This window comes from Actinophytocola sp. NPDC049390, assembly GCF_044466355.1.
In the GTDB taxonomy this organism is placed as follows: Bacteria; Actinomycetota; Actinomycetes; order Mycobacteriales; family Pseudonocardiaceae; genus Actinophytocola.
This window is the reverse complement of the sequence record NZ_JBITMQ010000014.1, coordinates 178,344-199,564: the sequence shown is the minus strand read 5'-3', so window position 1 is coordinate 199,564 and position 21,221 is coordinate 178,344. Positions and strand designations below refer to the sequence as shown.

Annotated in this window: 23 protein-coding genes; 6 read left to right on the top strand and 17 right to left on the bottom strand. The window is 70.1% G+C overall.

The window, feature by feature from the left end; genetic code table 11:
- Positions 1-3: 3 nt before the first annotated feature.
- The 11 genes from ACIBVP_RS34270 to ACIBVP_RS34220 all read right to left on the bottom strand — a co-directional run bounded on the left by ACIBVP_RS34270 (position 4) and on the right by ACIBVP_RS34220 (position 9,889).
- Positions 4-846 (bottom strand): carbohydrate ABC transporter permease, encoded by an 843-nt coding sequence (locus ACIBVP_RS34270; RefSeq protein ID WP_396110586.1) that lies wholly within the window; start codon positions 844-846, stop codon positions 4-6.
- The gene (locus ACIBVP_RS34265) at positions 846-1,823 is read right to left on the bottom strand and encodes a carbohydrate ABC transporter permease (protein ID WP_396110585.1); all 978 of its coding nucleotides are present in this window, start codon (positions 1,821-1,823) and stop codon (positions 846-848) included. Before ACIBVP_RS34265 ends, ACIBVP_RS34270 begins: the two co-directional genes overlap by 1 nt.
- Positions 1,820-3,082: an ABC transporter substrate-binding protein gene (locus ACIBVP_RS34260; RefSeq protein ID WP_396110584.1), complete on the bottom strand. Its 1,263-nt coding sequence runs from the start codon at positions 3,080-3,082 to the stop codon at positions 1,820-1,822. Before ACIBVP_RS34260 ends, ACIBVP_RS34265 begins: the two co-directional genes overlap by 4 nt.
- Positions 3,083-3,240: 158 nt before the next feature.
- Positions 3,241-3,768 carry a general stress protein gene (locus ACIBVP_RS34255; RefSeq protein WP_396110583.1) on the bottom strand — a complete coding sequence of 176 codons (528 nt, stop codon included), beginning with the start codon at positions 3,766-3,768 and terminating at the stop codon, positions 3,241-3,243.
- A gap of 99 nt (positions 3,769-3,867) precedes the next feature.
- Positions 3,868-5,061: an acyl-CoA dehydrogenase family protein gene (locus tag ACIBVP_RS34250; RefSeq protein WP_396110582.1), complete on the bottom strand. Its 1,194-nt coding sequence runs from the start codon at positions 5,059-5,061 to the stop codon at positions 3,868-3,870.
- Positions 5,062-5,164: 103 nt separating this feature from the next.
- Positions 5,165-5,344 (bottom strand): hypothetical protein, encoded by a 180-nt coding sequence (locus tag ACIBVP_RS34245; protein WP_396110581.1) that lies wholly within the window; start codon positions 5,342-5,344, stop codon positions 5,165-5,167.
- 136 nt (positions 5,345-5,480) lie between these two features.
- Positions 5,481-6,398: a hypothetical protein gene (locus ACIBVP_RS34240; RefSeq protein WP_396110579.1), complete on the bottom strand. Its 918-nt coding sequence runs from the start codon at positions 6,396-6,398 to the stop codon at positions 5,481-5,483.
- 10 nt (positions 6,399-6,408) lie between these two features.
- Entirely contained in the window at positions 6,409-7,182 is a 774-nt protein-coding gene (locus tag ACIBVP_RS34235) for a slipin family protein (protein WP_396110578.1), read from the bottom strand.
- A gap of 65 nt (positions 7,183-7,247) precedes the next feature.
- Entirely contained in the window at positions 7,248-7,982 is a 735-nt protein-coding gene (locus ACIBVP_RS34230) for a class I SAM-dependent methyltransferase (protein WP_396110577.1), read from the bottom strand.
- A 6-nt stretch (positions 7,983-7,988) separates the two neighbouring features.
- Positions 7,989-8,834 carry an HpcH/HpaI aldolase/citrate lyase family protein gene (locus ACIBVP_RS34225; protein ID WP_396110576.1) on the bottom strand — a complete coding sequence of 282 codons (846 nt, stop codon included), beginning with the start codon at positions 8,832-8,834 and terminating at the stop codon, positions 7,989-7,991.
- On the bottom strand, positions 8,831-9,889 hold the full coding sequence (locus ACIBVP_RS34220) for an HpcH/HpaI aldolase/citrate lyase family protein (RefSeq protein ID WP_396110575.1): 1,059 nt from the start codon (positions 9,887-9,889) through the stop codon (positions 8,831-8,833). Before ACIBVP_RS34220 ends, ACIBVP_RS34225 begins: the two co-directional genes overlap by 4 nt.
- 90 nt (positions 9,890-9,979) lie before the next feature.
- Between ACIBVP_RS34220 and ACIBVP_RS34215 the strand changes: the two genes are divergently transcribed.
- From ACIBVP_RS34215 to ACIBVP_RS34200, 4 genes are read left to right on the top strand one after another with little or no spacing between them, the layout of a single operon-like run.
- On the top strand, positions 9,980-10,822 hold the full coding sequence (locus ACIBVP_RS34215) for an aminoglycoside phosphotransferase family protein (RefSeq protein WP_396110574.1): 843 nt from the start codon (positions 9,980-9,982) through the stop codon (positions 10,820-10,822).
- Between the two features lie 18 nt (positions 10,823-10,840).
- The gene (locus ACIBVP_RS34210; protein ID WP_396110573.1) at positions 10,841-12,577 is read left to right on the top strand and encodes a serine/threonine-protein kinase; all 1,737 of its coding nucleotides are present in this window, start codon (positions 10,841-10,843) and stop codon (positions 12,575-12,577) included.
- Positions 12,578-12,596: 19 nt separating this feature from the next.
- Positions 12,597-13,862 carry a magnesium transporter MgtE N-terminal domain-containing protein gene (locus ACIBVP_RS34205; protein ID WP_396110572.1) on the top strand — a complete coding sequence of 422 codons (1,266 nt, stop codon included), beginning with the start codon at positions 12,597-12,599 and terminating at the stop codon, positions 13,860-13,862.
- Entirely contained in the window at positions 13,855-14,382 is a 528-nt protein-coding gene (locus tag ACIBVP_RS34200) for a DUF1003 domain-containing protein (RefSeq protein ID WP_396110571.1), read from the top strand. The genes ACIBVP_RS34205 and ACIBVP_RS34200 overlap by 8 nt, the downstream gene beginning before the upstream one ends.
- Positions 14,383-14,566: 184 nt before the next feature.
- On the opposite strand, the gene ACIBVP_RS34195 is transcribed toward ACIBVP_RS34200, so the two are convergent.
- On the bottom strand, positions 14,567-15,019 hold the full coding sequence (locus ACIBVP_RS34195; RefSeq protein ID WP_396110570.1) for a MarR family winged helix-turn-helix transcriptional regulator: 453 nt from the start codon (positions 15,017-15,019) through the stop codon (positions 14,567-14,569).
- 37 nt (positions 15,020-15,056) lie between these two features.
- On the opposite strand from ACIBVP_RS34195, the gene ACIBVP_RS34190 reads away from it, so the two are divergent.
- Entirely contained in the window at positions 15,057-16,184 is a 1,128-nt protein-coding gene (locus ACIBVP_RS34190; RefSeq protein WP_396110569.1) for an Mrp/NBP35 family ATP-binding protein, read from the top strand.
- Between the two features lie 392 nt (positions 16,185-16,576).
- Here the strand turns inward: ACIBVP_RS34190 and tatB are convergent, their stop codons facing one another.
- From tatB to sigE, 4 genes are read right to left on the bottom strand one after another with little or no spacing between them, the layout of a single operon-like run.
- On the bottom strand, positions 16,577-16,966 hold the full coding sequence (gene tatB / locus ACIBVP_RS34185; protein ID WP_396110568.1) for a Sec-independent protein translocase protein TatB: 390 nt from the start codon (positions 16,964-16,966) through the stop codon (positions 16,577-16,579).
- 53 nt (positions 16,967-17,019) lie between these two features.
- On the bottom strand, positions 17,020-18,561 hold the full coding sequence (locus tag ACIBVP_RS34180) for a trypsin-like peptidase domain-containing protein (RefSeq protein WP_396110567.1): 1,542 nt from the start codon (positions 18,559-18,561) through the stop codon (positions 17,020-17,022).
- Positions 18,562-18,603: 42 nt separating this feature from the next.
- Positions 18,604-19,206, bottom strand: a complete 603-nt coding sequence (locus ACIBVP_RS34175) for an anti-sigma factor family protein (protein WP_396110566.1) — start codon at positions 19,204-19,206, stop codon at positions 18,604-18,606.
- Positions 19,203-19,781 (bottom strand): RNA polymerase sigma factor SigE, encoded by a 579-nt coding sequence (gene sigE / locus ACIBVP_RS34170; protein ID WP_396110668.1) that lies wholly within the window; start codon positions 19,779-19,781, stop codon positions 19,203-19,205. Before sigE ends, ACIBVP_RS34175 begins: the two co-directional genes overlap by 4 nt.
- A 221-nt stretch (positions 19,782-20,002) precedes the next feature.
- Between sigE and ACIBVP_RS34165 the strand changes: the two genes are divergently transcribed.
- Entirely contained in the window at positions 20,003-20,653 is a 651-nt protein-coding gene (locus tag ACIBVP_RS34165; RefSeq protein WP_396110565.1) for an O-methyltransferase, read from the top strand.
- A gap of 279 nt (positions 20,654-20,932) precedes the next feature.
- Here ACIBVP_RS34165 and ACIBVP_RS34160 read toward each other — a convergent pair whose 3' ends face one another.
- The gene (locus ACIBVP_RS34160) at positions 20,933-21,202 is read right to left on the bottom strand and encodes a hypothetical protein (protein ID WP_396110564.1); all 270 of its coding nucleotides are present in this window, start codon (positions 21,200-21,202) and stop codon (positions 20,933-20,935) included.
- Positions 21,203-21,221 lie beyond the last annotated feature (19 nt).

Below are 21,221 nucleotides of genomic sequence, written 5' to 3'. Positions count from 1 at the left end.
CCCTCAGCCCTTCACGGCGCCGGACGTCAGCCCCGCGACGATGCGGCGCTGGAAGAACAACACGAACACGATGATCGGGATGGTGATCACCACGGCGGCCGCGGAGATCGTCCCGGTCGGGGCCTCGAACTGCGAGGCACCGGTGAAGAACGACAACGCGGCGGGCACCGTGCGCGACGCCTCGGTGGACGTCAGCGAGATGGCGAACAGGAAGTCGTTCCAGCAGAAGATGAACACCAGGATGGCCGTCGTGAACACGCCCGGCGCGGCCAGCGGCGCGATGACCCGCCGGAACGCCTGCGCGGGCGTCGCTCCGTCCATCTTCGCCGCCTTCTCCAGCTCCCACGGGATCTCGCGGAAGAACGCCGACAGCGTGTAGATCGCGAGCGGCAGCGCGAACGTGATGTACGGCAGGATCAGGCCCGGCCACGTGTCGAACAGGCCCAGCTGCCGCTCCATCTCGAACAGCGGCGAGACGAGCGACACCTGCGGGAACATCGCGATCAAGAGCGATACCCCGACCAGCAACCGCTTCCCGGGAAAGTCCAGCCGAGCGATGGCGTACGCGGCCATCGTGCCCAGCACCACCGCGATCAACGTCGCGATGATCGCGATGCCGATCGAGTTGACCAGCGCGCGGATGAACTCGTTGGTGGTGAAGATGTCCTTGTAGTTCTGGAGCGTCCACTCCGACGGGATGAAGTTCTTGTCCGTCTGGGTCTCCGCCGTCTTGAACGACAGCGACAGCGTCCACAGCACCGGGATCAGCGCGTACGCGACGATGACGATGTCCACAATGGTCCACCGCGCCCTGCGGCCGGTGGTGGTGCCACCGATGACGGCCATCAGCGCCTCCCTCCCGGGTCACTGCCGGGCGCGGATGCGCCGAACAGCTTGACGAAGATGAACGCGATGATCGCCACCGCGATGAAGATCAGCACCGACATGGTCGACCCGATGCCGAGGTTCAACCCCTTGATCAGGTTGTTGTAGGTCTGCATCGACACCGACGACGTGTCGTTCGCGCCCTTGGTGAGCACGAAGATGTTGTCGAAGATGCGGAACGCGTCCAGCGTGCGGAACAGCAGCGCCACCAGGATCGCCGGCTTCATCACCGGCAGCATCACCTTCGTGAACCGCTGCCACGCCGTGGCGCCGTCCATCGACGCGGCCTTCAGCAGGTCGTCCGGCACCAGCGCCAGCCCCGCCATCAGCAGCAACGCCATGAACGGCGTGGTCTTCCACACCTCGGCGAGGATGATGATCGCCAGCGACGCGAACCGCTCGGTCAGCGGCGCCTCCGCGTTGAACAACGCGGTCAGGTACCCGGTGTCGGTGTTCCACGCGTAGAACCACGAGAACGCCGCCACCACGGTCACGATGCCGTACGGGATCAGGGACACCGTGCGGATGAGGCCGCGGCCGACGAGCGTGCGGTGCATCGCGAGCGCCAGCAGCATGCCGAGCACCAGCTCGATCACCACCGACACCACGGTGAGCCCGGTGGTGACCGCGAACGCGGTCCACCAGTACCCGTCGGACAGCACCGCGATGTAGTTGTCGAACCCCACGAACTGGCGCTGGTCCGGGAACCGCAGGTCGTAGCGCTGCAGCGACAGCCAGACCGAGTAGATGATCGGCCACCCGGTCACCGCGATCATCACGATCGCGGCGGGGGCACACAGCAAGAGCCCGAGTCTGCGCTCCGCTTTCTTGCCTTCACTGAGCGCCGCCTTGCCCTTCCTGGGCGGCGGCGCGGCGACAGCCGGTCCACTTTCAACTGTCCGGCTCTGAGTCGATGGCTCGTTCGCAAGCTCACTCACGGCAGAACCCCCTTGGATTCCAACGCTTTCTGCAGTTGGTCACGCAGTTCGGCCGCGGTCGCCTCCGGGTCGATGTCCTGCGGTGGCGAGAGCACCTTCGACGTGATCGTGGAAAGGTTCTGGTACACCACGGTCAACGGGCGGACCGCCGCGTCCTGCAACTCCTCGACGATCGTCTCCCACATCGGGTACGCCTTGACGAACTCGGCGTCGGAGCCGTCGTACACCGACTCGATCGTCGGCGGCACGCCGTCGTTGATCGCCGAGAACCGCTGGCTTTCCTGGCTGCGCAGGCACAACGCGGCCTCGAACGCCTCCGGCTTGTGCTGCGAGTACGCACTCACCCCGAGGTTGTAGCCACCGATCGTGACCCGGCCCGGTCCGTCGATGCCCGGGTAGCGCGCCCACTTGAAGGTCTTGGCGCGGTCCGGGTTGGCGCCCTGCATGGCGGCGTAGACGTACGGCCAGTTCAGTTCGAACGCGGCCTCGCTGTCCGGGGCCTCGAAGCCCTGCTGCACCTGCTGTTCCTGCGCGTTGGTCAGCGACGGGTCCGTGATGCCCGCGCTCGCGACCTCCTTCAGCAGCTTCAACGCGTCGACCGCGCCCTGGTCCATGACGACCTGTTTGCCGTCCTCGGACAGGATCTGCCCGCCGTAGGAGGCGACGAGCGTGTTGTAGGTGACGACGAGGCCCTCGTACTGGGCGCCGGTGAAGAGGATCTGGTACGGCTTGCCCTCGCTCTTCAGCTGCTTCGCCATGTCGATCATCTCCCGCCAGGTCTTCGGCGGGGTCGGCGTGACGGACTCGTCGTACCAGAGCAACTGGACGTTCGTGTTCTTCGTGGCCGAGTACAGCTTGCCGTTCCACTCGGCGGTCGAGAGCGGTCCTTCGAGGACGCCTGCCTCGGCGTCGGACTTGTTCTCGCCCGTCCACTCCTCGAGCCACTTCGCCTCGGCGAACTCCGGTACCCAGGTGACGTCGAGGCCGAGGATGTCGAGGTCGGTGTCACCGGCCGCCAGGCGGCGCACCATCTGTTCGCGCTGGCCGTCGGCGTCCCGCGGCAGCTTGCGGTAGACGATCTCGTACCGGCCGTTCGCCTCTTCGTTGCAGCGGTCGATGACCGACTGGAAGTTCTGCTCAGGCGCGTAGTAGACGTTGATCTGCGTGCCGCCGTCCGAGCCGCAGGCCGCGACCGTGGACGCCGTCATCAGTGCGGCCCCGCTTACGGCGAGCATCCGCCAGCGGGCGGTACTGCCCATGTGAACCCTGCCTCCCTATCCCTCCGGCACGGAGAAAGGAGGCGTGCGGCACCTCGGCGTGCCATGGGGATGCGAATGTCACGGTTCACTGAACCTAAGCCGGATGATCACGGACCGCAACCTAGGTCGGTCACGATCCGGTCAACGCGTGTAACGGCCTAGTCGGTTGCTCCGGACGGGCGCATCGCGAGCTTCGCCAGCAGGTCACGACCCTTCTCCGCGTTACGTGGCTGAGCGAGGACGTCGTAGCGGCCGGCCACCAACTGGCTCGCCGACGCGATCTCCCTGCCCGTACTGCGAGTGGTCGCGTACCCCACCGCGGCGAAGATCAAACCGAAGACGACGCCGGCGACGAGGCCGACGAGGATCGGGGCGAAGGACATGGTCTGGGAGCTGAACAGGCCGAGCAGCAGGCCGACGAACAGGCCGAACCACGCACCGGACAACGCACCGGTGCCGAGCACCTTCGGCCAGCTCAGCCTGCCGATGACGCGTTCGACCAGCATGAGGTCGACACCGACGATCGTGACCTCCTGGACCGGGAACTCGTTGCCTGCCAGGTACTCGACCGCGCGATGGGCCTCCTGGTACGTGCCGTACGACCCGATCGGCCAGCCGGACGGGGGCGTCGGCACCTTGGGGAGCGCCTGGCTGCCCCTCGCCGAGCCGGAGAACGCACCACTCACCGTTGCTCACCTCATGTTCAGCAGTTGACCCCATCCTGCCAACAAGGGGCAATCAGTGCTAACCCCGCCCAACCGGAACCGGCGTCCGGACTGCTCGGTTCAGCGCGACCGGTACTCGCGCAGCAGTCCGCGGCTGATGATCGTCTTCTGGATCTCGCTGGTGCCCTCGCCGATGAGCAGGAACGGGGCCTCCCGCATGAGGCGCTCGATCTCGTACTCCTTGGAGTAGCCGTAGCCGCCGTGGATGCGGAAGCTCTCCTGGGTCACCTCGGCGCAGTACTCCGACGCGATCAGCTTCGCCATGCCGGCCTCGACGTCGTTGCGTTCGCCGGAGTCCTTCAGGCGCGCCGCGTTCACCATCATCAGGTGCGCGGCCTCGACCTTCGTGGCCATCTCGGCGAGCTTGAACGCGATCGCCTGGTGCTGTGCGATCGGCTTGCCGAACGTGCTGCGCTGCTGGGCGTAGTCGATGGCCAGCTCGAACGCGCGGATCGCGATGCCGCACGCGCGCGCGGCCACGTTCACGCGGCCGACCTCGACACCGTCCATCATCTGCGCGAAGCCCTTGCCGGGCGCGTTGCCGAGGATCGCGTCGGCGCCGATGCGGTAGCCGTCGAACACTGCCTCCGTGGTGTCGACGCCCTTGTAGCCCATCTTGTCGATCTTGCCGGGGATCGTGAGACCGGGCGCGACCTCGCCGAAGCCCTCCGGCTTCTCCACCAGGAACGCCGTCAGGTTCTGGTGCGCCTTCTCCGCGCCCTCGTCGGTCTTGACCAGCAGCGCGATGAGGTTGGAGCTGCCGCCGTTCGTCAGCCACATCTTCGCGCCGTCGATGACGTAGTCGTCACCGTCGCGCCTGGCGCGGGTCTTGATCGCCGCGACGTCCGAGCCGAGGTCCGGTTCCGACATCGAGAACGACCCGCGCACCTCACCGGTCGCCATGCGCGGCAGCAGGCTCTGCTTCTGGGCGTCCGTGCCGTGCTGTTTCACCATGTGCGCCACGATGAAGTGCGTGTTGATCACGCCGGAGACGCTCATCCAGCCGCGGGCGATCTGCTCGACCACCAGCGCGTAGGTGAGCAGCGACTCGCCGAGCCCGCCGTACTCCTCGGGGATGGTGAGGCCGAACAGCCCCATCTCCTTCATCCCGTCGACGATGTCGGCCGGGTAGGTGTCGGCGTGCTCCAGCGCCTGCGCGTGCGGGATGATCTCCTTGTCCACGAAGTCCCGGACCGTGGCCAGGATCTCCTGCTGGATCTCGGTCAGACCGGCGGTCTGAGCAAGGCGGGCCATCGTGGGGCTCCCTCCGGACGACGTGGTTACCGGCCAGTATCTACCGGTTAACGCTCGTTCGCCGGATGCTTGTGCGGAGGGCCACTACCAGGACCGGTTCAGCTCACCCGGCGCGGAGCTCGGTGCGCGAGCCGCAGTCGCGGCAGTCGTCGGCGAGGACGTACACGTCGGCGCCGCAGCCGCGGCAGGAGCGGAAGCTGCGCTCGAACAGATCGTCGCGAGGGGGACGGCCGCCGAACAGGCGCAGCCCTCTTCGCCCCTCCTTGATGCGATGCTTACCCATGGGCGACAGCTTCACCCGCAGGGGTGGGGTAAACGCAAGGAAACGGCCGTTATCTGTGCGTTATATCACCGCAACCTTCGACGATCCGTCACGTCGCCGACCTGCAGAGTAATAGTTCTGACTTTCCGTAGTCAGATCACGACTCGGGAAACAACCGGGAGAACATCTCCGCGAACTCGCCCTCGACACGGATCGCTATACCACCGTCGTCGTCGGCGTGGGTGATTTGTTCGAACTCGCCGTCGTGCCACCAGAACACGTGCGGGGTGATCGGCCCGACCTCCTCCGCGTAGGCGTTGGCGGCGACCGCGGCCATCGTGTGGAGCGCCTCGACGACGTTCTTGTCGCGGGGCACGTGGTAGAGCAACTGGTGCCGGAACGGGATCGCGACCAGCACCCCGTTGGGCAGCGACGCCTCGCCGGTGGTGCGCAGCACGACCTCGGGCAGCACCAGCGCGGTGGACGCGAAGAACATCGACCCGACGAGGATCTCCACGCCGCGGTGCGTGACCCGGTCGTCGGCCTGTTCCTTGCGCAGGTTGGCGAGGCCCGCGGCCCGCAGCCGGGCCAGGCCGTGCCGCGCGACCTGCTCGTCGTTGAACGTGGCGACCGAGTCCGGCAGGTCGAGCGCGAGGAGTTCCAGCACCCCGGGCATGGCCTCGCGGCCGTAGGTCCACCACCGCGAGTCCGGCAGCGAGTCGGCGTCGTAGAGCCGCAGGTAGGTGTGCTTGAGCAGGTCCTCGGTGGGCACGTCGAACTGGTCCGGCCCGTCGATCGCCGACAGCAGCCTGCGCAGGTGGTCGTCGACCACGCGGCTCCACCGCCGGACCGGCACGTCCGGGTCGGACAGCCGCCGGGCGAGCGTGCCGAGCCCGAACTGGCGGCCGTCGGCGTCCTCGACGTGCCCCGCGTAGACGGTGACCTCGTAGCCGGCCCCGGCCATGCTGGTGCGGACCAGGTCACGCAGCCGCTGCGCCTCGCTGACCGTCAGCTCCGGGAGCGCCTCGTCGGGCGGTTCGTCCGGCCGCTGCCTGCCTCGGTTGAACAGACCCACCCGCGCAACCCTATGCGGTGGGCGACTTCTCCTCAGAGGTCGCCCGTTCGAGGAACCGGAGCAGCTCGACGGGGAACGGCAACACGAGCGTGGAGTTCTTCTCGGCGGCGACCTCCACGACGGTCTCCAGCAGGCGCAACTGCAGCGCCGCGGGCGTGTCGGCCATGACCTTCGCCGCGTCGGAGAGCTTCCGCGAGGCCTGGAACTCGCCGTCCGCGGAGATGACCCTGGCCCGCCGCTCCCGCTCGGCCTCCGCCTGCCGCGACATGGAGCGCTTCATCGACTCGGGCAACGCGACGTCCTTGATCTCCACGCGGTCGATGTGCACGCCCCACCCCAGCGCCGGGCTGTCGATCATCATCTCGAGGCCCTGGTTGAGGCGTTCCCGGTCGCACAGCAGGTCGTCGAGGTCGCTCTTGCCGATGATCGACCGCAGCGACGTCTGCGCGACCTGCCCGACGGCGAACCGGTAGTCCTCGACCTGCACGATCGCGGCGACGGGGTCGATCACCTTGAAGTAGACGACCGCGTCGACCCGTACGGTGACGTTGTCGCGGGTGATCCCTTCCTGCGCGGGCACCGGCATGGTCACGATCTGCATGTTGACCTTCTCCATGCGGTCCGCGACCGGCACCAGCACCGCGAGCCCCGGGAACCGCACGCCTTCGCGCACCCGCCCGAACCGGAACACGAGGCCCCGCTCGTATTGCCTGATGATCCGCAGACAGGAGGACGCTCCCAGCAGGACAACGGTGAGAACGATGAGGAACACGTAGCCGACCATGGCACCTCCCGTGCCGTCCCCCTCACCGCCGATGCTACGCCTGGCCAGGTCGGACGGCTCGGGGCTCAGCGCCGGAAGACGAGCAGGTCGTTGGTCTCGTACTGCGGGCCGTCGGCCAGGGTGGGCAGCGCCTCGTCGATCCTGGCGAAGCCCGCGGCCACGGTCTCCTCCGTCAGGAACTCGAACATCGAGACGGCACGCAGCCGCAACCTCTCGCGGTCCTCCGCGAGGCTCGCCGAGCGGCGCCACGTGACCTCGTCGCGGGCGACGAACGAGAAGTCCGTGAAGTCGTCCCGCACCTTCGCCTCGGTCCGGAACTGCGCCCGGTCGGCGTCCCGCCACTCCGGCACGACGCGGAACCACCACACGTCGGGCATCCGGTCGGCGAGGTTCGCCTGCACGAACACCGTGCCGCCCGGCCTGACGACCCGGCGCAACTCCCGGACGGCGGCCGACCGGTCACGCACGTGGTGCCACACGAAGAACAGCAACGCCGCGTCGCACGAGGCGTCCGGCAACGGGATCCGTTCGGCGGCCCCGGCCAGGTACGTCACGGCGGGATGCGCGGGCGCCTGATCGCGCATCCGGTCCGAGGGCTCGACGCCGTGGACCGGGCCGCCGAACGCGTCCGCCAGCGCCGGGGTCAGGCGGCCGGTGCCCGAGCCGACGTCGAGCCAGGTCAGCGGCCGTGTCCGTGGCAGGTGACGGGCGAACGCCGCCATCCACGTCGCCCGCGCCTCGGGCGCCATCCGCCGTCCGGTGGCGTAGACCGCGTGCAGGCGTGCGTCGTAGTCGACCATCACCGGTCAGGGTCGCGTGATCGCCGCCGCCAGCGCAAGGGTCCGTTCGGCGTTGGCCACGTGCAGGTTCTCGATCATCCGACCGTCCACAGTGGCCACTCCACGACCCTCGCGGGTGGCCTCCTCGAACGCGGCGATCACCCGGTGCGCGTGCTCGACCTCGTCCGCCGACGGCGCGAAGGCCTCGTTGCACGGCTCGACCTGGCTCGGGTGGATCAGCGTCTTGCCGTCGAACCCGAAGTCGCGGCCCTGGCGGCATTCCGCGGCGAAACCGGCCGCGTCGCGCACGTCGTTGTAGACGCCATCCAGGATCACCCGGCCGGTCGCCCGCGCCGCCAGCACGCACGTCGACAGCGGGCCCAGCAACGGCGCCCGGCCCGGCACCTGTGCCGCGGTCATCTCCTTCGCCAGGTCGTTCGTGCCCATCACGAGGACGGTCAGCCGCTCGGACGCCGCCGCGATCGACGCGCAGTTCAGCACCGCCACGGGGGTCTCGATCATCGCCCAGATCGCCGTGTGGTCCGGGGCGTGCGACAGCGCCTTCTCGATGGCGTGGACCTCGTCGACCGAGTTCACCTTGGGCACCACGACCGCCGACGGGCCCGCCTCACCGGCCGCGCGCAGGTCGTCCGCGTGCCACGGCGTGCCGGCGCCGTTCACGCGGATCGTCACCTCGCGCGAGCCGTACGAACCGACCGCCGCGCACACCCGTTCCCGCGCGTCGACCTTCGCGTCCGGGGCGACCGCGTCCTCCAGGTCGAGGATCAGCGCGTCCGCGGGCAGCGTCCTCGCCTTCTCCAGCGCGCGTTCGTTCGCGCCCGGCATGTACAGAACGGACCGGCGGGGCCTCACGCGGACGCCTCCTTGTACGCGGCGGCCAGCTCCGGATCGCGGGCGGCGAGGTCGTCGGCGAGGGCGACGATCACCTGGCACTGCTTGACGGTCGCGTCGTCCTGCATCTTCCCGTCCAGCATGACCGCGCCCGTACCGTCGCCCATCGCGGCGATGACCCGGCGTGCCCACGCCACCTCGGACGCCTCGGGCGAGAACACGCGCCGCGCGATCTCGATCTGCGCCGGGTGCAGGCTCCACGCGCCCACGCACCCCAGCAGGTAGGCGTTGCGGAACTGGTCCTCGCACGCCACCACGTCACGGATGTCGCCGAACGGCCCGTAGTACGGCAGGATCCCGGCCGCCACACAGGCGTCCACCATGCGGGCGACCGTGTAGTGCCACAGGTCCTGCTGGTAGGTGGTCCGGCCGGCGGACAGGTCGTCGCCGACCGGGTCGGTCCGCACCAGGTAGCCGGGATGGCCGCCGCCGACACGGGTCGTCTTCATCCGGCGCGACGCGGCCAGGTCGGCGGGGCCGAGGGAGATGCCCTGCATGCGCGGGCTGGCGAGCGCGATCTCCTCGACGTTCGCCACGCCGCTGGCGGTCTCCAGGATCGCGTGCACCAGCAACGGCTTCGTCAGCCCGGCCCTGGCCTCCAGCTGGGCGAGCAGCCGGTCGACGTAGTGGATGTCCGCAGACCCTTCGACCTTCGGCACCATGATCACGTCGAGCTTGTCGCCGACCTCCGTGACCAGCGTGAGCAGGTCGTCGAGCACCCACGGCGAGTCGAGGCTGTTGATCCGCGTCCACAGCTGGGTGTCACCGAAGTCCACCTCGCGTGCGATGCGCACGAGGCCGTTCCGCGCGGACTCCTTGCGGTCCGCCTGGATCGCGTCCTCGAGGTTGCCGAGCAGCACGTCGGCCTTGCCGACCATGCCGGGGACCTTGGCCGCCATCTTCTCGTTGCCCGGGTCGAAGAAGTGGATCATCCGGGACGGGCGGAAGGGGATCTGCCGCAGCGGCTCCGGCGCGCCGACTGCGAGCGGGCGGAAGAAGTCCTTCGGTGACCTCATCGAGCCTCCAAACTGAAGCTACCTGCCGGTAACCCTAGGCCGTGCGAAACCGGCTCGCCGTACACGTGTCAGCTACGCCACGCTGTCGGCATGACCTTGACCGTGCCAGAGACCTTCGCGGCGGGCTTCGACGCCGAGGGCGCCGAATGGCTGGCGCGGCTGCCCGCGCTCGCCGAGTCGTGCCTCGCCCGCTGGGCGTTGACCGTCGACGGCCCGCTCATGCACGGCGTGTGCGCGCTCGTCGTGCCCGTCCGCCGCCCGTCCGGCGAGCCCGCGGTGCTCAAGGTGACCTGGCCGCACGACGAGGCCAGGCACGAGGCACTCGCGCTCTCCCTGTGGGACGGTGACGGCGCGGTCCGCCTGCTCGCGCACGACGACGACGCGTGGGCGCTGCTCCTGGAGCGCCTCGACCCCGCGGTCACGCTGCGGCATGCGCCGATCGAGGAGGCGTTGACCGTGGTCACGGGCATGATCCGCCGCCTCGACCGGCCCGCGCCGCCCGGCATGCGGCACATGCGGGACAACGCGGCGCGCTGGGTCCACGAGTTCCCGGAGGAGAACGACGGCACGGTCCCGGCCGAGCTGGTCGAGCAGGCGGTCGCGTACTGCCGGGAGCTCACCCCCGGGAACCACCTGGTCAACGAGGACCTGCACTACGACAACGTGCTGCGCGGCGAACGCGAGCCGTGGCTCGTGATCGACCCGAAGCCGATCGCGGGCGACCGCGAGTTCGGGCTCATCCCGTTGCTGTGGAACCGGTTCGACGAGGTCCAGGCCGTCGGCGGGCTGGCCGCGATCACCGACGCCACCGGGCTGGACTGGTCACTGGCCCGGCGGTGGACGTTCGTCCGGGCCATCGACAACTGGCTCTACAGTGGCCCGGACCACTGGCTGGGCACGGCCTGTGCGCGAATCGCGGCGGCGCTCGCCTGACCCCGCTACCGTGCGTCTGTGTCTGAGTGGACGGCGCCGGGGTACACGCAGCTGACCGTGCTCGGCGAGGGCGGGTTCGGCCGCGTGGTGCTGGCCCGCCACGACGCGACGAGCCGGGTCGTCGCGATCAAGTACCTGCACACGGTCGACGAGACCTCGCGCGCGCGGTTCCGGCACGAGGCGGCGATCCTGCACCGCGTGGTGAGCCCGCACGTGGCGCGGCTGTACCAGTTCGTGGAGACCGCCGAGGGCGCCGCGATCGTGATGGAGGCCGTGCCGGGCGTGCCGCTCAAGGAGATCCTCGAACAGCACGGCACGCTCACCCCGGAGGCGGCGCTCGCGATCCTGAAGGGGTCGCTGCTGGGGCTCGCGGCCGCGCACACGGCGGGCACCGTGCACCGCGACTACAAGCCGGGCAACGTGCTGGTGCAGCCCAACAACCAGAGCAAGCTCGTCGACTTCGGCATCGCGCTGCTGGCCGGCCACAGTGGACATTCGGGCGGCACGCCCGCGTACATGGCGCCCGAGCAGTGGCAGGGCGGTCCCGCGACCCCCGCGACCGACGTGTACGCGGCGACGTGCGTGTTCTTCTTGTGCGTCACGGGTTTCCGGCCGTTCCCCGACACCGACACCGAGCGGCTGCGGCACGCCCACCAGTACGTGGCACCGCCGGTCGAGCGAGTGCCGGAGCCGGTGCGGGCACTGGTCGCGCGAGGCATGGCGAAGGACGTCGCGACGCGACCGGGGAGCGCGGCCGCGTTCGTGAAGGAACTGGAGGCGGCGGCGGTCGCCGGGTACGGCAAGAACTGGGAGTCGAAGGGCTGGCAGCGGCTCGCCGGGTACGCGGGCACGTTGCTGGCGGCGTCGCCGATGGCATGGCTGGTGTCGTCCACAGGTGTGCTCAGCGGCGGCGGGTCGGTGGCCGCGGCCGGCGGGGCGGCGGGCTCGGCGGTCGCCGCGAAGGCGGCCACGGGTGCGGTGGCCGCGAAGGTCGCCGCAGCGGTCGTCGGCGCCGCGGTGGTCGTGGGCGCGACGGTGATCGTGGTCAACACGACCGGCGACGATCCCCCGGCCGCCGAGCCGTTCGCGGTGAGCGTCCGGACCGAGCAGGCGAGCTACCCGGTCAACCTGGACACGTCCACGCAGATCGTGCAGGTGTCCGGGACGCCGAACGCGGACGCCGTGAACGCGGCGCTGCGTGCCCCGGCCGACGCGCAGATCCGCGAGGTGCGCGACAACATCGAGGGGCTGCGCTCGACCCTGCGGGACGCGGGGGACGAGCGGTGGGACGCGCAGGTGGACGTCGACGTCGAGGCGACCGTGCTGATGCAGGGCACCGACTACGTGTCCGTGCGCTACGCCAACCTGCCGGACACCGGCCTGATGACGACCAGCTCGGCCACGTGGCAGGACTACGACACCGTGACGGTGGACGTGCGCACCGGCAAGGCGGTGACCACGGACGAGATCTTCCGGCCGGACGCGGCGGGCCATCTCGCCGACCTGTTGCTGGCACAGGAGTCGCTCCCGCAGTGCCCGGACATCGCGACCGGCGACGCCCGGATAGACCTGACCGAGGAGAACCTCGGCCGCGAGGTGCAGGTCGCGTTCACCCGCGACCACGCGTCGTTCACCGTGTTCCTCCCGCGGCTCGGCCGCGCCAACGCATGCGGTGTCCCGACCGTCGACATGCCCTACGACGAGCTGACCGAGGTGCTCGACCCGGCGTTCGTCGACAAGCTCACCGCCGGGTAGACCGGATAGCCTTGCGCGCGTGGGTGCCGTGAGCAGGGTCTTCGTCGCACAGCTCGTCGGACTGCCGGTGTACGGGCCGGACGGCGAGTCCATCGGCAAGATCCGGGACGTGGTGGCGGTGCTGCGCACCGACCGCGAACCACCCCGCGTCCTCGGCGCGGTCGTGGAGCTGGCGACCCGCCGCCGGATCTTCGTGCCGATGCTGCGCGTGACCTCGATCGACGCGAACGCGGTGACGCTCGCCACGGGGTCGGTGAACCTGCGCCGCTTCCACCAACGCCCCAACGAGGTGCTGGTGGTGGGCCAGCTGCTGGACGCCAGGGCCTTGATCGTCGACACGGAACGGCCCGCGGTGCTGGTGGACGCCGCGATGGAACCGAGCAGGACCCGCGACTGGGTGCTCTCCCGCGTCGCGATCCGCGAACGCACGGGCAGGCTGTCCCGGCGGGGGCCCATCCAGGTGCTGCGGTGGGAGGAGATCGACGCGCCGGGCGTCACGGACCTCGCGTCGGCACCGCAGGGCGCGGTGCACCTGCTGACCGTGTTCGAGGGCATGCGCGCCGCGGACGTGGCGGCGGCGCTGCGTGAGCTGCCCGCGAAACGCAGGTACGAGGTGGCGGACAGCCTCGACGACGAGCGGCTGGCGGATGTGTTCGAGGAGCTGCCGGAGCAGGACCAGAAGGACCTGCTGGCGCACCTGGACGAGGAACGGGCGGCGGACATCCTGGAGGCCATGGACCCCGACGACGCCGCCGACCTGCTGGCGGAGCTGTCGGCCGTGGACCGGTCACGGCTGCTGGGCCTGATGGAACGCCAGGAGTCGGATCCCGTGCGCAGGCTGCTGGCGTACTCGTCGAACACGGCGGGCGGCCTCATGACACCGGAGCCGATCGTGCTGCTGCCGGACGCCCCGATCGCCGAGGCGCTCGCGATGGTCCGCAACCCGGACATCACCCCGGCCCTGGCCAGCATGGTGTTCGTGTGCAGGCCACCGTCGGCCACCCCGACCGGCAGGTACCTCGGGTGTGTCCACCTGCAACGGCTGCTGCGCGAACCGCCCGGTGAACTGGTGGCGAGCGCGGTGGACACGGAACTGGCGAGCCTGCCCCCGTCGGCGACGCTCAACGAGGTGACCAGGTACTTCGCCACGTACGACCTGGTGTGCGCCCCGGTCGTGGACGACACGGAACACCTGGTGGGCGCGGTGACCGTCGACGACGTGCTGGATCACCTGCTGCCCACCGGGTGGCGGGAGTCCACGAACGAGGAGCCAGCGGATGCCTGACCTGCTTTCCCGCCGACGGCTGGACCAGCCCCGCCGCCCCGGTTTCCGGGTGTCCATCGACCCGGAGGCGTTCGGCAGGCTGTCGGAACGCCTGGCCAGGTTCCTGGGGACGGGCAAGTTCCTGTTCTGGCAGACGCTGATCGTGATCGTGTGGATCGCGCTGAACCTGGCTGCGGTGTCGCTGCGCTGGGACCCGTACCCGTTCATCCTGCTCAACCTGGCGTTTTCCACGCAGGCCGCGTACGCCGCGCCGCTGATCCTGCTGGCGCAGAACCGCCAGGACAACCGGGACCGCGTGTCGCTGGAGGAGGACCGGGCGCGGGCCGCCCGCACGAAGGAGGACACGGAGTTCCTGGCCCGTGAGCTCGCGGCGCTGCGGTTGGCGGTCGGTGAGGTCGCGACCCGCGACTACCTGCGCAGTGAGCTGGAGCGGCTGCGTACCGACCTGAACGTCAAGCCCCGCAAGTCGCGTCCAACGGCGGAGACCCTGCGCGAGGACCCCCGCTGGGCGGAGACCTGACCCGGGACACCCCTGGCAATCAAGCCGCTGACCTGCGAAAACGCGGAATCCGACCGGCCCCCGGTACGTCACCTCGACCCCCACCCGATCCCGGGGGCCACCCGCCATGCCAGTCTACCGGTACCCACCGACAGAACCAGGGCGCGAGCGGTCGACTGTGGACAACCGGGTGACCTGTGGACAACTAGTCGAGCATGCGTGAGCAGAGGGCGCCGAACGTGGTCAGTTCGTCAGCGCTCAGGTGCTCCACGAAGTGCCGGACCACGCCGGCCAGATGCGTCCGCGCCGCGGCCCGGAGGGTGTCGATGCCCTTCGTGGTGAGAACCGCCACGATGCCGCGTCCGTCACCGTCGAAGCGTTCGCGGGTGACCATGCCCGCGACCTCGAGCCGGTCCACCAGCCGGGTCACACCGGACCGGGACAGCAGCACCGCGTCGGCCAGTTCGGCCATCCGCAATCTGCGGCCGGGAGCCTCCGCGAGCTGAACCAGCACGTCGTAGCCGCCGAGCGTGATCGGGTGCTCCGCCACCAGCTCCGCTTCGAGCACGCGGCTCAGCCGTGCGTGGGCACGCAGGAAGGATCGCCACGTGTCCAGCTCTTTCCCGGTGGGCATCCGGGTCACCGCGGGCTCCGGCACGAAGACGATGTTACGGAACGGCCCGTAGCATGGTCGCGTGACCACTCCAGACGTCGAGGCCGTGCGCGCCGCGCTCGCCACCGTGCAGGATCCGGAAATCCACAAGCCGATCACCGACCTGGGCATGGTCAAGAACGTGTCGATCGGCGACGAGGGCACCGTGCAGGTGGGGATCTACCTGACGGTGTCCGGCTGTCCGCTGCGCAACAAGATCACCGAGGACGTGACGAACGCGGTGTCCGCCGTCGACGGCGTGCGGCACGTCACCGTCGACATGGACGTCATGTCCGACCAGCAGCGCACCGAGCTGCGGCAGAAGCTGCGCGGCAGCTCCGAGGAGCCGAAGATCCCGTTCGCCGAGCCCGGCTCGATGACCCGCGTGTACTGCGTGGCGTCCGGCAAGGGCGGCGTCGGCAAGTCGAGCCTGACGGTGAACCTCGCGGTCGCGATGGCCGAGCGCGGCCTGTCGGTCGGCATCGTCGACGCCGACATCTACGGCCACTCCGTGCCCCGCATGCTAGGCGCCGACGGCAAGCCGACCCGTGTCGAGAAGATGATCCTCCCGCCCGCGGCGAACGGTGTGAAGGTCATCTCGATCGCCATGTTCACCCCCGGCAACACCCCGGTCGTGTGGCGCGGCCCGATGCTGCACCGCGCGCTGCAGCAGTTCCTGGCCGACGTGTTCTGGGGTGACCTGGACGTGCTGCTGCTCGACCTGCCGCCGGGCACCGGCGACATCGCGATCTCAGTGGCCCAGCTGCTGCCGAACGCCGAGTTGCTCGTCGTCACCACCCCGCAGCAGGCGGCGGCCGAGGTCGCCGAGCGCGCGGGCGCGATCGCCATGCAGACGCGGCAGCGGATCGCGGGTGTGATTGAGAACATGTCGTGGCTGGAGCTGCCGGACGGTTCGCGCATGGAGCCGTTCGGCTCGGGCGGCGGGCAGACGGTGGCGACGTCGCTGACGAAGACGGTCGGCGCGGACGTCCCCCTGCTCGGCCAGGTCCCGCTGGACCCGCGCCTGCGCGAGGCGGGCGACGACGGCAAGCCGATCGTGACGTCGGTGCCGGACTCGGCGGCAGCGCAGGAACTGACGCGAATCGCGGCGAAGCTGTCGACGAGGGCACGCGGGCTCGCGGGCCGCATGCTGTCGGTGTCCCCGGCCTGACCTGCGGGTTCGGCCGCCGGCCCCCGTTTTCCAGCCTACGGCACACCACCGACGTCCCGGCCTTCGCGCAGCCCGCGAGGGCCGGGTTGTCCACAGCTCACCCGGTTGTCCACAACGGCGCCCGCGGCGCCCGTTCCTGTCGGTCCCGCCGACTACGCTGGATATCGGGGGGCCGACGGCCGCGCCGCGCACGGCCGATGTCCGGCACGGCCCCGAAGATCAGTCCCGTGGCCTCCGGCCCCCGGTCGCCACGCTACGGGATACCGCCGACACTTTTCGTGGTCGTGAACCCCGCCTGTGGACAACGCTGACCTGTCCACAGCCACGCCCCGCGGGCACCGTCGTTGTCGGTGTCCGCCGCTAGGCTGGATATCGGGGGCCGGTGGCCGCCCTCAGGTCGCGTCCGGGTCGAACGACGGCTTGTCCGTCGGCGGCTTCGGGTCCTCGCGGGTCGGCGCGGGAGCGGCGGGCGACGGGGTGTGGCCGTTGGGCTTAGTGCCGCCGTTCGGTGTGTCCACCTCGTCGAACAGGTGCCGCGTCACCGCGCGCTTCGGGTCGAAGTTGCGCAGCTGCTGCAGGTCCTGCAGCGGCTTGCGCAGCTCGTCGAAGTCGTCACCCATCTCGGTGCGGAGCTGTTCCCGTGCGCCGGTCGCGTACTCGCGGACCTTCCGCACGTTCCGGCCGAGCCACGCCGCCGCGGACGGCAGCCGCTCGGGACCGAGAATGAACAGGCCCGCTACGACCAAGATGAGGATCTCGGCCCAGCCGATGCTGTCGAACACTGTGGCCTACCTCCGAAGCAACGGACTCCGACGCCGCCTTCCAGCGTAGCCGGTCAATCGGACTGCAACGTCACCTGAACCGTCAGCTCCCGGCCGTCACGCGCCAGCACGACCGGCACGACGTCGCCGATCTTGTGGTGGCGGACCGCGACGATCAGCTCCGCCGCGTTCGCGATGGGCCGGTCACCGACCTTCCTGATGATGTCGTTCTGCTTGATTCCCGCCTTGTCGGCGGCGCCGCCTTCGCGGACGTTCTGGACCCGCGCACCCTCGGCCGTCTCCGCCGACACCGACGCGGCGTTGACCCCCAGGTCGGCGTGCTTGACCTTGCCGGTGCGGATGATCGACTCGGCGACCGGGCGGGCGTCGTCGATCGGGATGGCGTAGCCGAGACCGATGCTGCCGCCCTGCTCGGACGTCGAGATGATCGACGTGTTGATGCCGACGAGGGCGCCGGTCTGGTCGACCAGCGGCCCGCCCGAGTTGCCGTGGTTGATCGCGGCGTCGGTCTGGATCGCGTCGTAGACCGCCGGCACACCGTCCTCCTCGCCGACCACGACCGGCCGGTTCAGCGCGCTGACGATGCCGAGCGTCACCGTGTCCGTCTCGCCGAGCGGGGAGCCGATCGCGAGCACCGTGTCGCCGACCGCGAGGTCCGCGGACTTGCCGAGCTGGATCACGGTGCTCACGTCCGACTCGACCTTCACGACCGCGAGGTCCATTTTCGGGTCCGAGCCGACGAGCTTCGCCTCGGTGCGCTGGCCGTCGTTGAACACGACCGTGATGTCCTGGCCTTCGGACACGGCGCCGCCGAGCGTCACGACGTGCTCGTTCGTCAGGATGTAGCCGCCTGAGTCGATCACCGCGCCCGACCCGACACCGGCGCCCTGTTCGGAGCGGACCTCGATGGTCACGACCGCGGGCCGCACCCGGTTCGCGATGTCGGCGACCGAACCCCGCGGCCGTTCCTTCGCGGCGGTCACCTCGGCGAGCGTCGCGTCGCTGGTCAGCTCGTCGCCGCGGTCGGCGATGAAGTACGCGGCGACCCCGCCGCCTGCGCCGATGACCAGCGCCAGCACGGCCAGCGTGATGAGCGCGGACACCTTCACCCGGCGTCCGAACAGCACCTCGGGCAGGCTCAGCAGCCGCGCGGCCGGCTTGGGCGCGGGCTTCTCGTCGTCGGCGCCCTTCTCCGGGCCGACAGCGGGCGGACCGATGATCGCGCCTGCCGACGGGTCACGCCACGGGTCGTGCGCGGCGTCGGTGTCCCACGGGTCGACGCCGTTCCCGCCGTGCTCGTCCGACGGCGGGCGCTGCAGCAGCTCCTGGTTGCCCTCGGGCCTGCCGAACGCGGACGCCAGCGCCTCGGGGGCGGGCGGTGTGGTCTTCAGCTCCCCGAGCGTCGGCTGGTGCTGCGCGGACCGCGGGGAGAACGCACCGTCGACACCGGCGGGGCGGCCGAACACGGCGGCCGCGCCCGGGTCGACGGGCGGGTGGGTCAACGGTCGTGGCCCGAGCCGGGGACGGTCGTCAGCGCCGGGAACGGCACTGCCGTTCGACGGCTGGCCCTGCTCGGGATTCCACTGGTTGCTCATCGTCGCCAAGCCTGCCGCACGAGCGGTGAAGTCGGCGTTGCGCTAGCGACCGCTGACGTGCAGCGTCGCCGTGGCCACGTGACCGGCCTGCTGCATGGCGCCGCCGCCCACGACCGCAGGCCGTTGTTCGCCGTTGGCCGGGGTACGCGGCGGGGTGTCGCCGCTGGAGGTGCTGACGAGTGCGAGCGCGCCGAGCACCAGCCCGGACACGACGACACCGGCGCCCTGCACGGTGCGGCGGCCAGGCTTACGCCCGAGGACGGCACCGCCCTCGCCGAGCTTCGCCGAACTTCCCAACGGGGCGGTACCCCCGAGCTGCGGCACCCGGTCGGGTCGCTGCACGGCGACGAGCTGGCCGTCCTTGGTCATGGCGAGACCGTCCGGCACGGACGGCATCTCGACCTGGTCGGGGATCGCCATCAGGTTCGCGAGCAGCCCGGCGGGCGCGGAGAACGCGTTGGCGGACTGGACGGCGGACGCGGCCTGGCGCTGCGCCGCGATCTCGGCGGCACACGTCGCACACCGCGCGACGTGCGACGACGCCCGGTCGTGTGCGGTGGCGGACAGCTCACCGTCGACGAACGCCACCACGGCGTCCGGAAGCAGATGCTGTTCGGACAGACCCCAACCGCGCTCGTCGGTCACGACCTACCCTCCCGTGCCAGTTCACGACGGCGCTCGAGCGACGCACGCAGCGCCTGGCGCCCCCGGTGGATCCTGCTGCGCACAGTACCCAACTTGACCCCGAGGGTGGCGCCGATCTCCTCGTAGGAGAGGCCTTCCACGTCGCACAGCACGACCGCGGCGCGGAACTCGGGCGGCAGCTCGTCCAGCGCGGCCTGCAGGTCGGGGTCGAGATGGGTCTCGACATAGACCTGCTCGGGGCTCGGGTCGTCACCGGCGAGCCGGTCGGTGTCCTCCGGCAGCCCCTCCATGCGCAGCCGCGAGCGGCGGCGCGCCATGTCGAGGAACAGGTTCGTGGTGATGCGGTGCAGCCAGCCCTCGAAGGTGCCCGGCTTGTAGTTCGCGAGCGACCGGAACACCCGGATGAAGGTCTCCTGGGTGAGGTCCTCGGCGTCGTGGGCGTTACCGGTCAGGCGGTACGCGAGGCGGTACACACGGTCGGCGTGCTCCCGCACCACCTCGTCCCACGACGGAGGCGTCCATGCGGTCGCCTCGTCAAGGGTGACGGGCGCGGCGTCGGCGGTCTGCGTAGGCATCGGGCGGTGTGCCACCTCTTCCGGGTCGGTGAACCCTGTGCCCTTCTCAACGCCTGCCATGCTCATCGTGTTCCCCATCCCCCGGACCTCGAGTCCAACTGTCACCAAGCATGATTTCGAGCCTCGATGTGAAGCTAGTGAGAGCCGTCTGAGAAGCGCCTGAGAATCGACCGGGGCCTTATCACCCGGTTCGGGGTCGGACAACGCTAATCTCACACTTCGTGGCATCCGATACGCCGACCATCGACTCGGACGCGTTGAACGCGTACATCGAGGGTTACCTCACCGAGGACGACACGCTGGCCGCCGCCCGCAGGCGGGGTACGCAGCTCGGCTGCGCCCCGATCACGCGAGCAGGCGGCGCCGCGCTGCGGTTCCTGGCCGCGGCGACCCAGGCGAAAGCCGTGGTCGAGGTCGGCACCGGCGCCGGCATCAGTGGCCTCTACCTGCTGCGCGGCATGGCTCAGGACGGGGTGCTCACGTCCATCGACGTGGACCCCGAGCCCCAGAGCGCGGCCAAACGCGCGTTCATGGAGGCGAAGATCGCCCCCGGCCGCACGCGGCTGATCATGGGGCGCGCGCTGGACGTGCTGCCGAGACTGACGGAGGAGGCCTACGACCTGCTGTTCGTCGACGCGGCGAAGCAGGAGTACCCCGGGTACCACGAGCAGGGCGTGCGGCTGCTGCGGCCGGGCGGCGTGATCGCGTTCGCGAGCGTCCTGTGGTCGGGCAGCGTGGCCAACCCGGCCCGTCGGGACGCCGAGACCGTCGCACTGCGGGAGGTCGCGAGAGCCGTCCGCGACGACGACCGCCTGGTCCCGGTCCTGCTCCCCCTGGGCGACGGCCTGCTGGTGGCCGCGAAGACGGGATGAGCGGCGCCGCCCCCGTTCACGCGCGGGTGTGGGTGTGGCCGACGTCCGGGAGCTGACCGGGCGGTTGGAGGCACTGCCAGGTGGCGGCGTGGCCCGGGGAGGTGGCCACCTGAGAAGCCGCTGACCAGCACAAACGCGAAACTTGCCCGCTCCCCGGGACGTAACGCCGACCCCCACCCATTCCCGGGGGCCACCCGCCATGCCAGTCTACCGGTGCCCACCGACAGTCACGCCGTTGTCGATCTTGCCTGTGGATAACCGGATGAGCTGTGGACAACCTCAGTCGTCGCTGGTCGCGACGTAGCCGCCCAGCGACACGGCGGCCGCCAGGCCCACGGTCAGGATCGCGAACCCGACCGCGTTGACACCGAAGTCGCCGGACCACCAGCCCCACACGGCCGTCGTGACCAGCGCGAACGGGAACAGCCCCACGAGCCCGCCGACGATCCCCGCGACCCACCGGATGCGCCTGCCACCGTGCTTGCCCGCGTCACCGACCTGCGACATCTGCCAGACGGCCCGGTACGGATCTCTGTCCGACGGCTCCATCCGTCAAGCGTACGGCGAA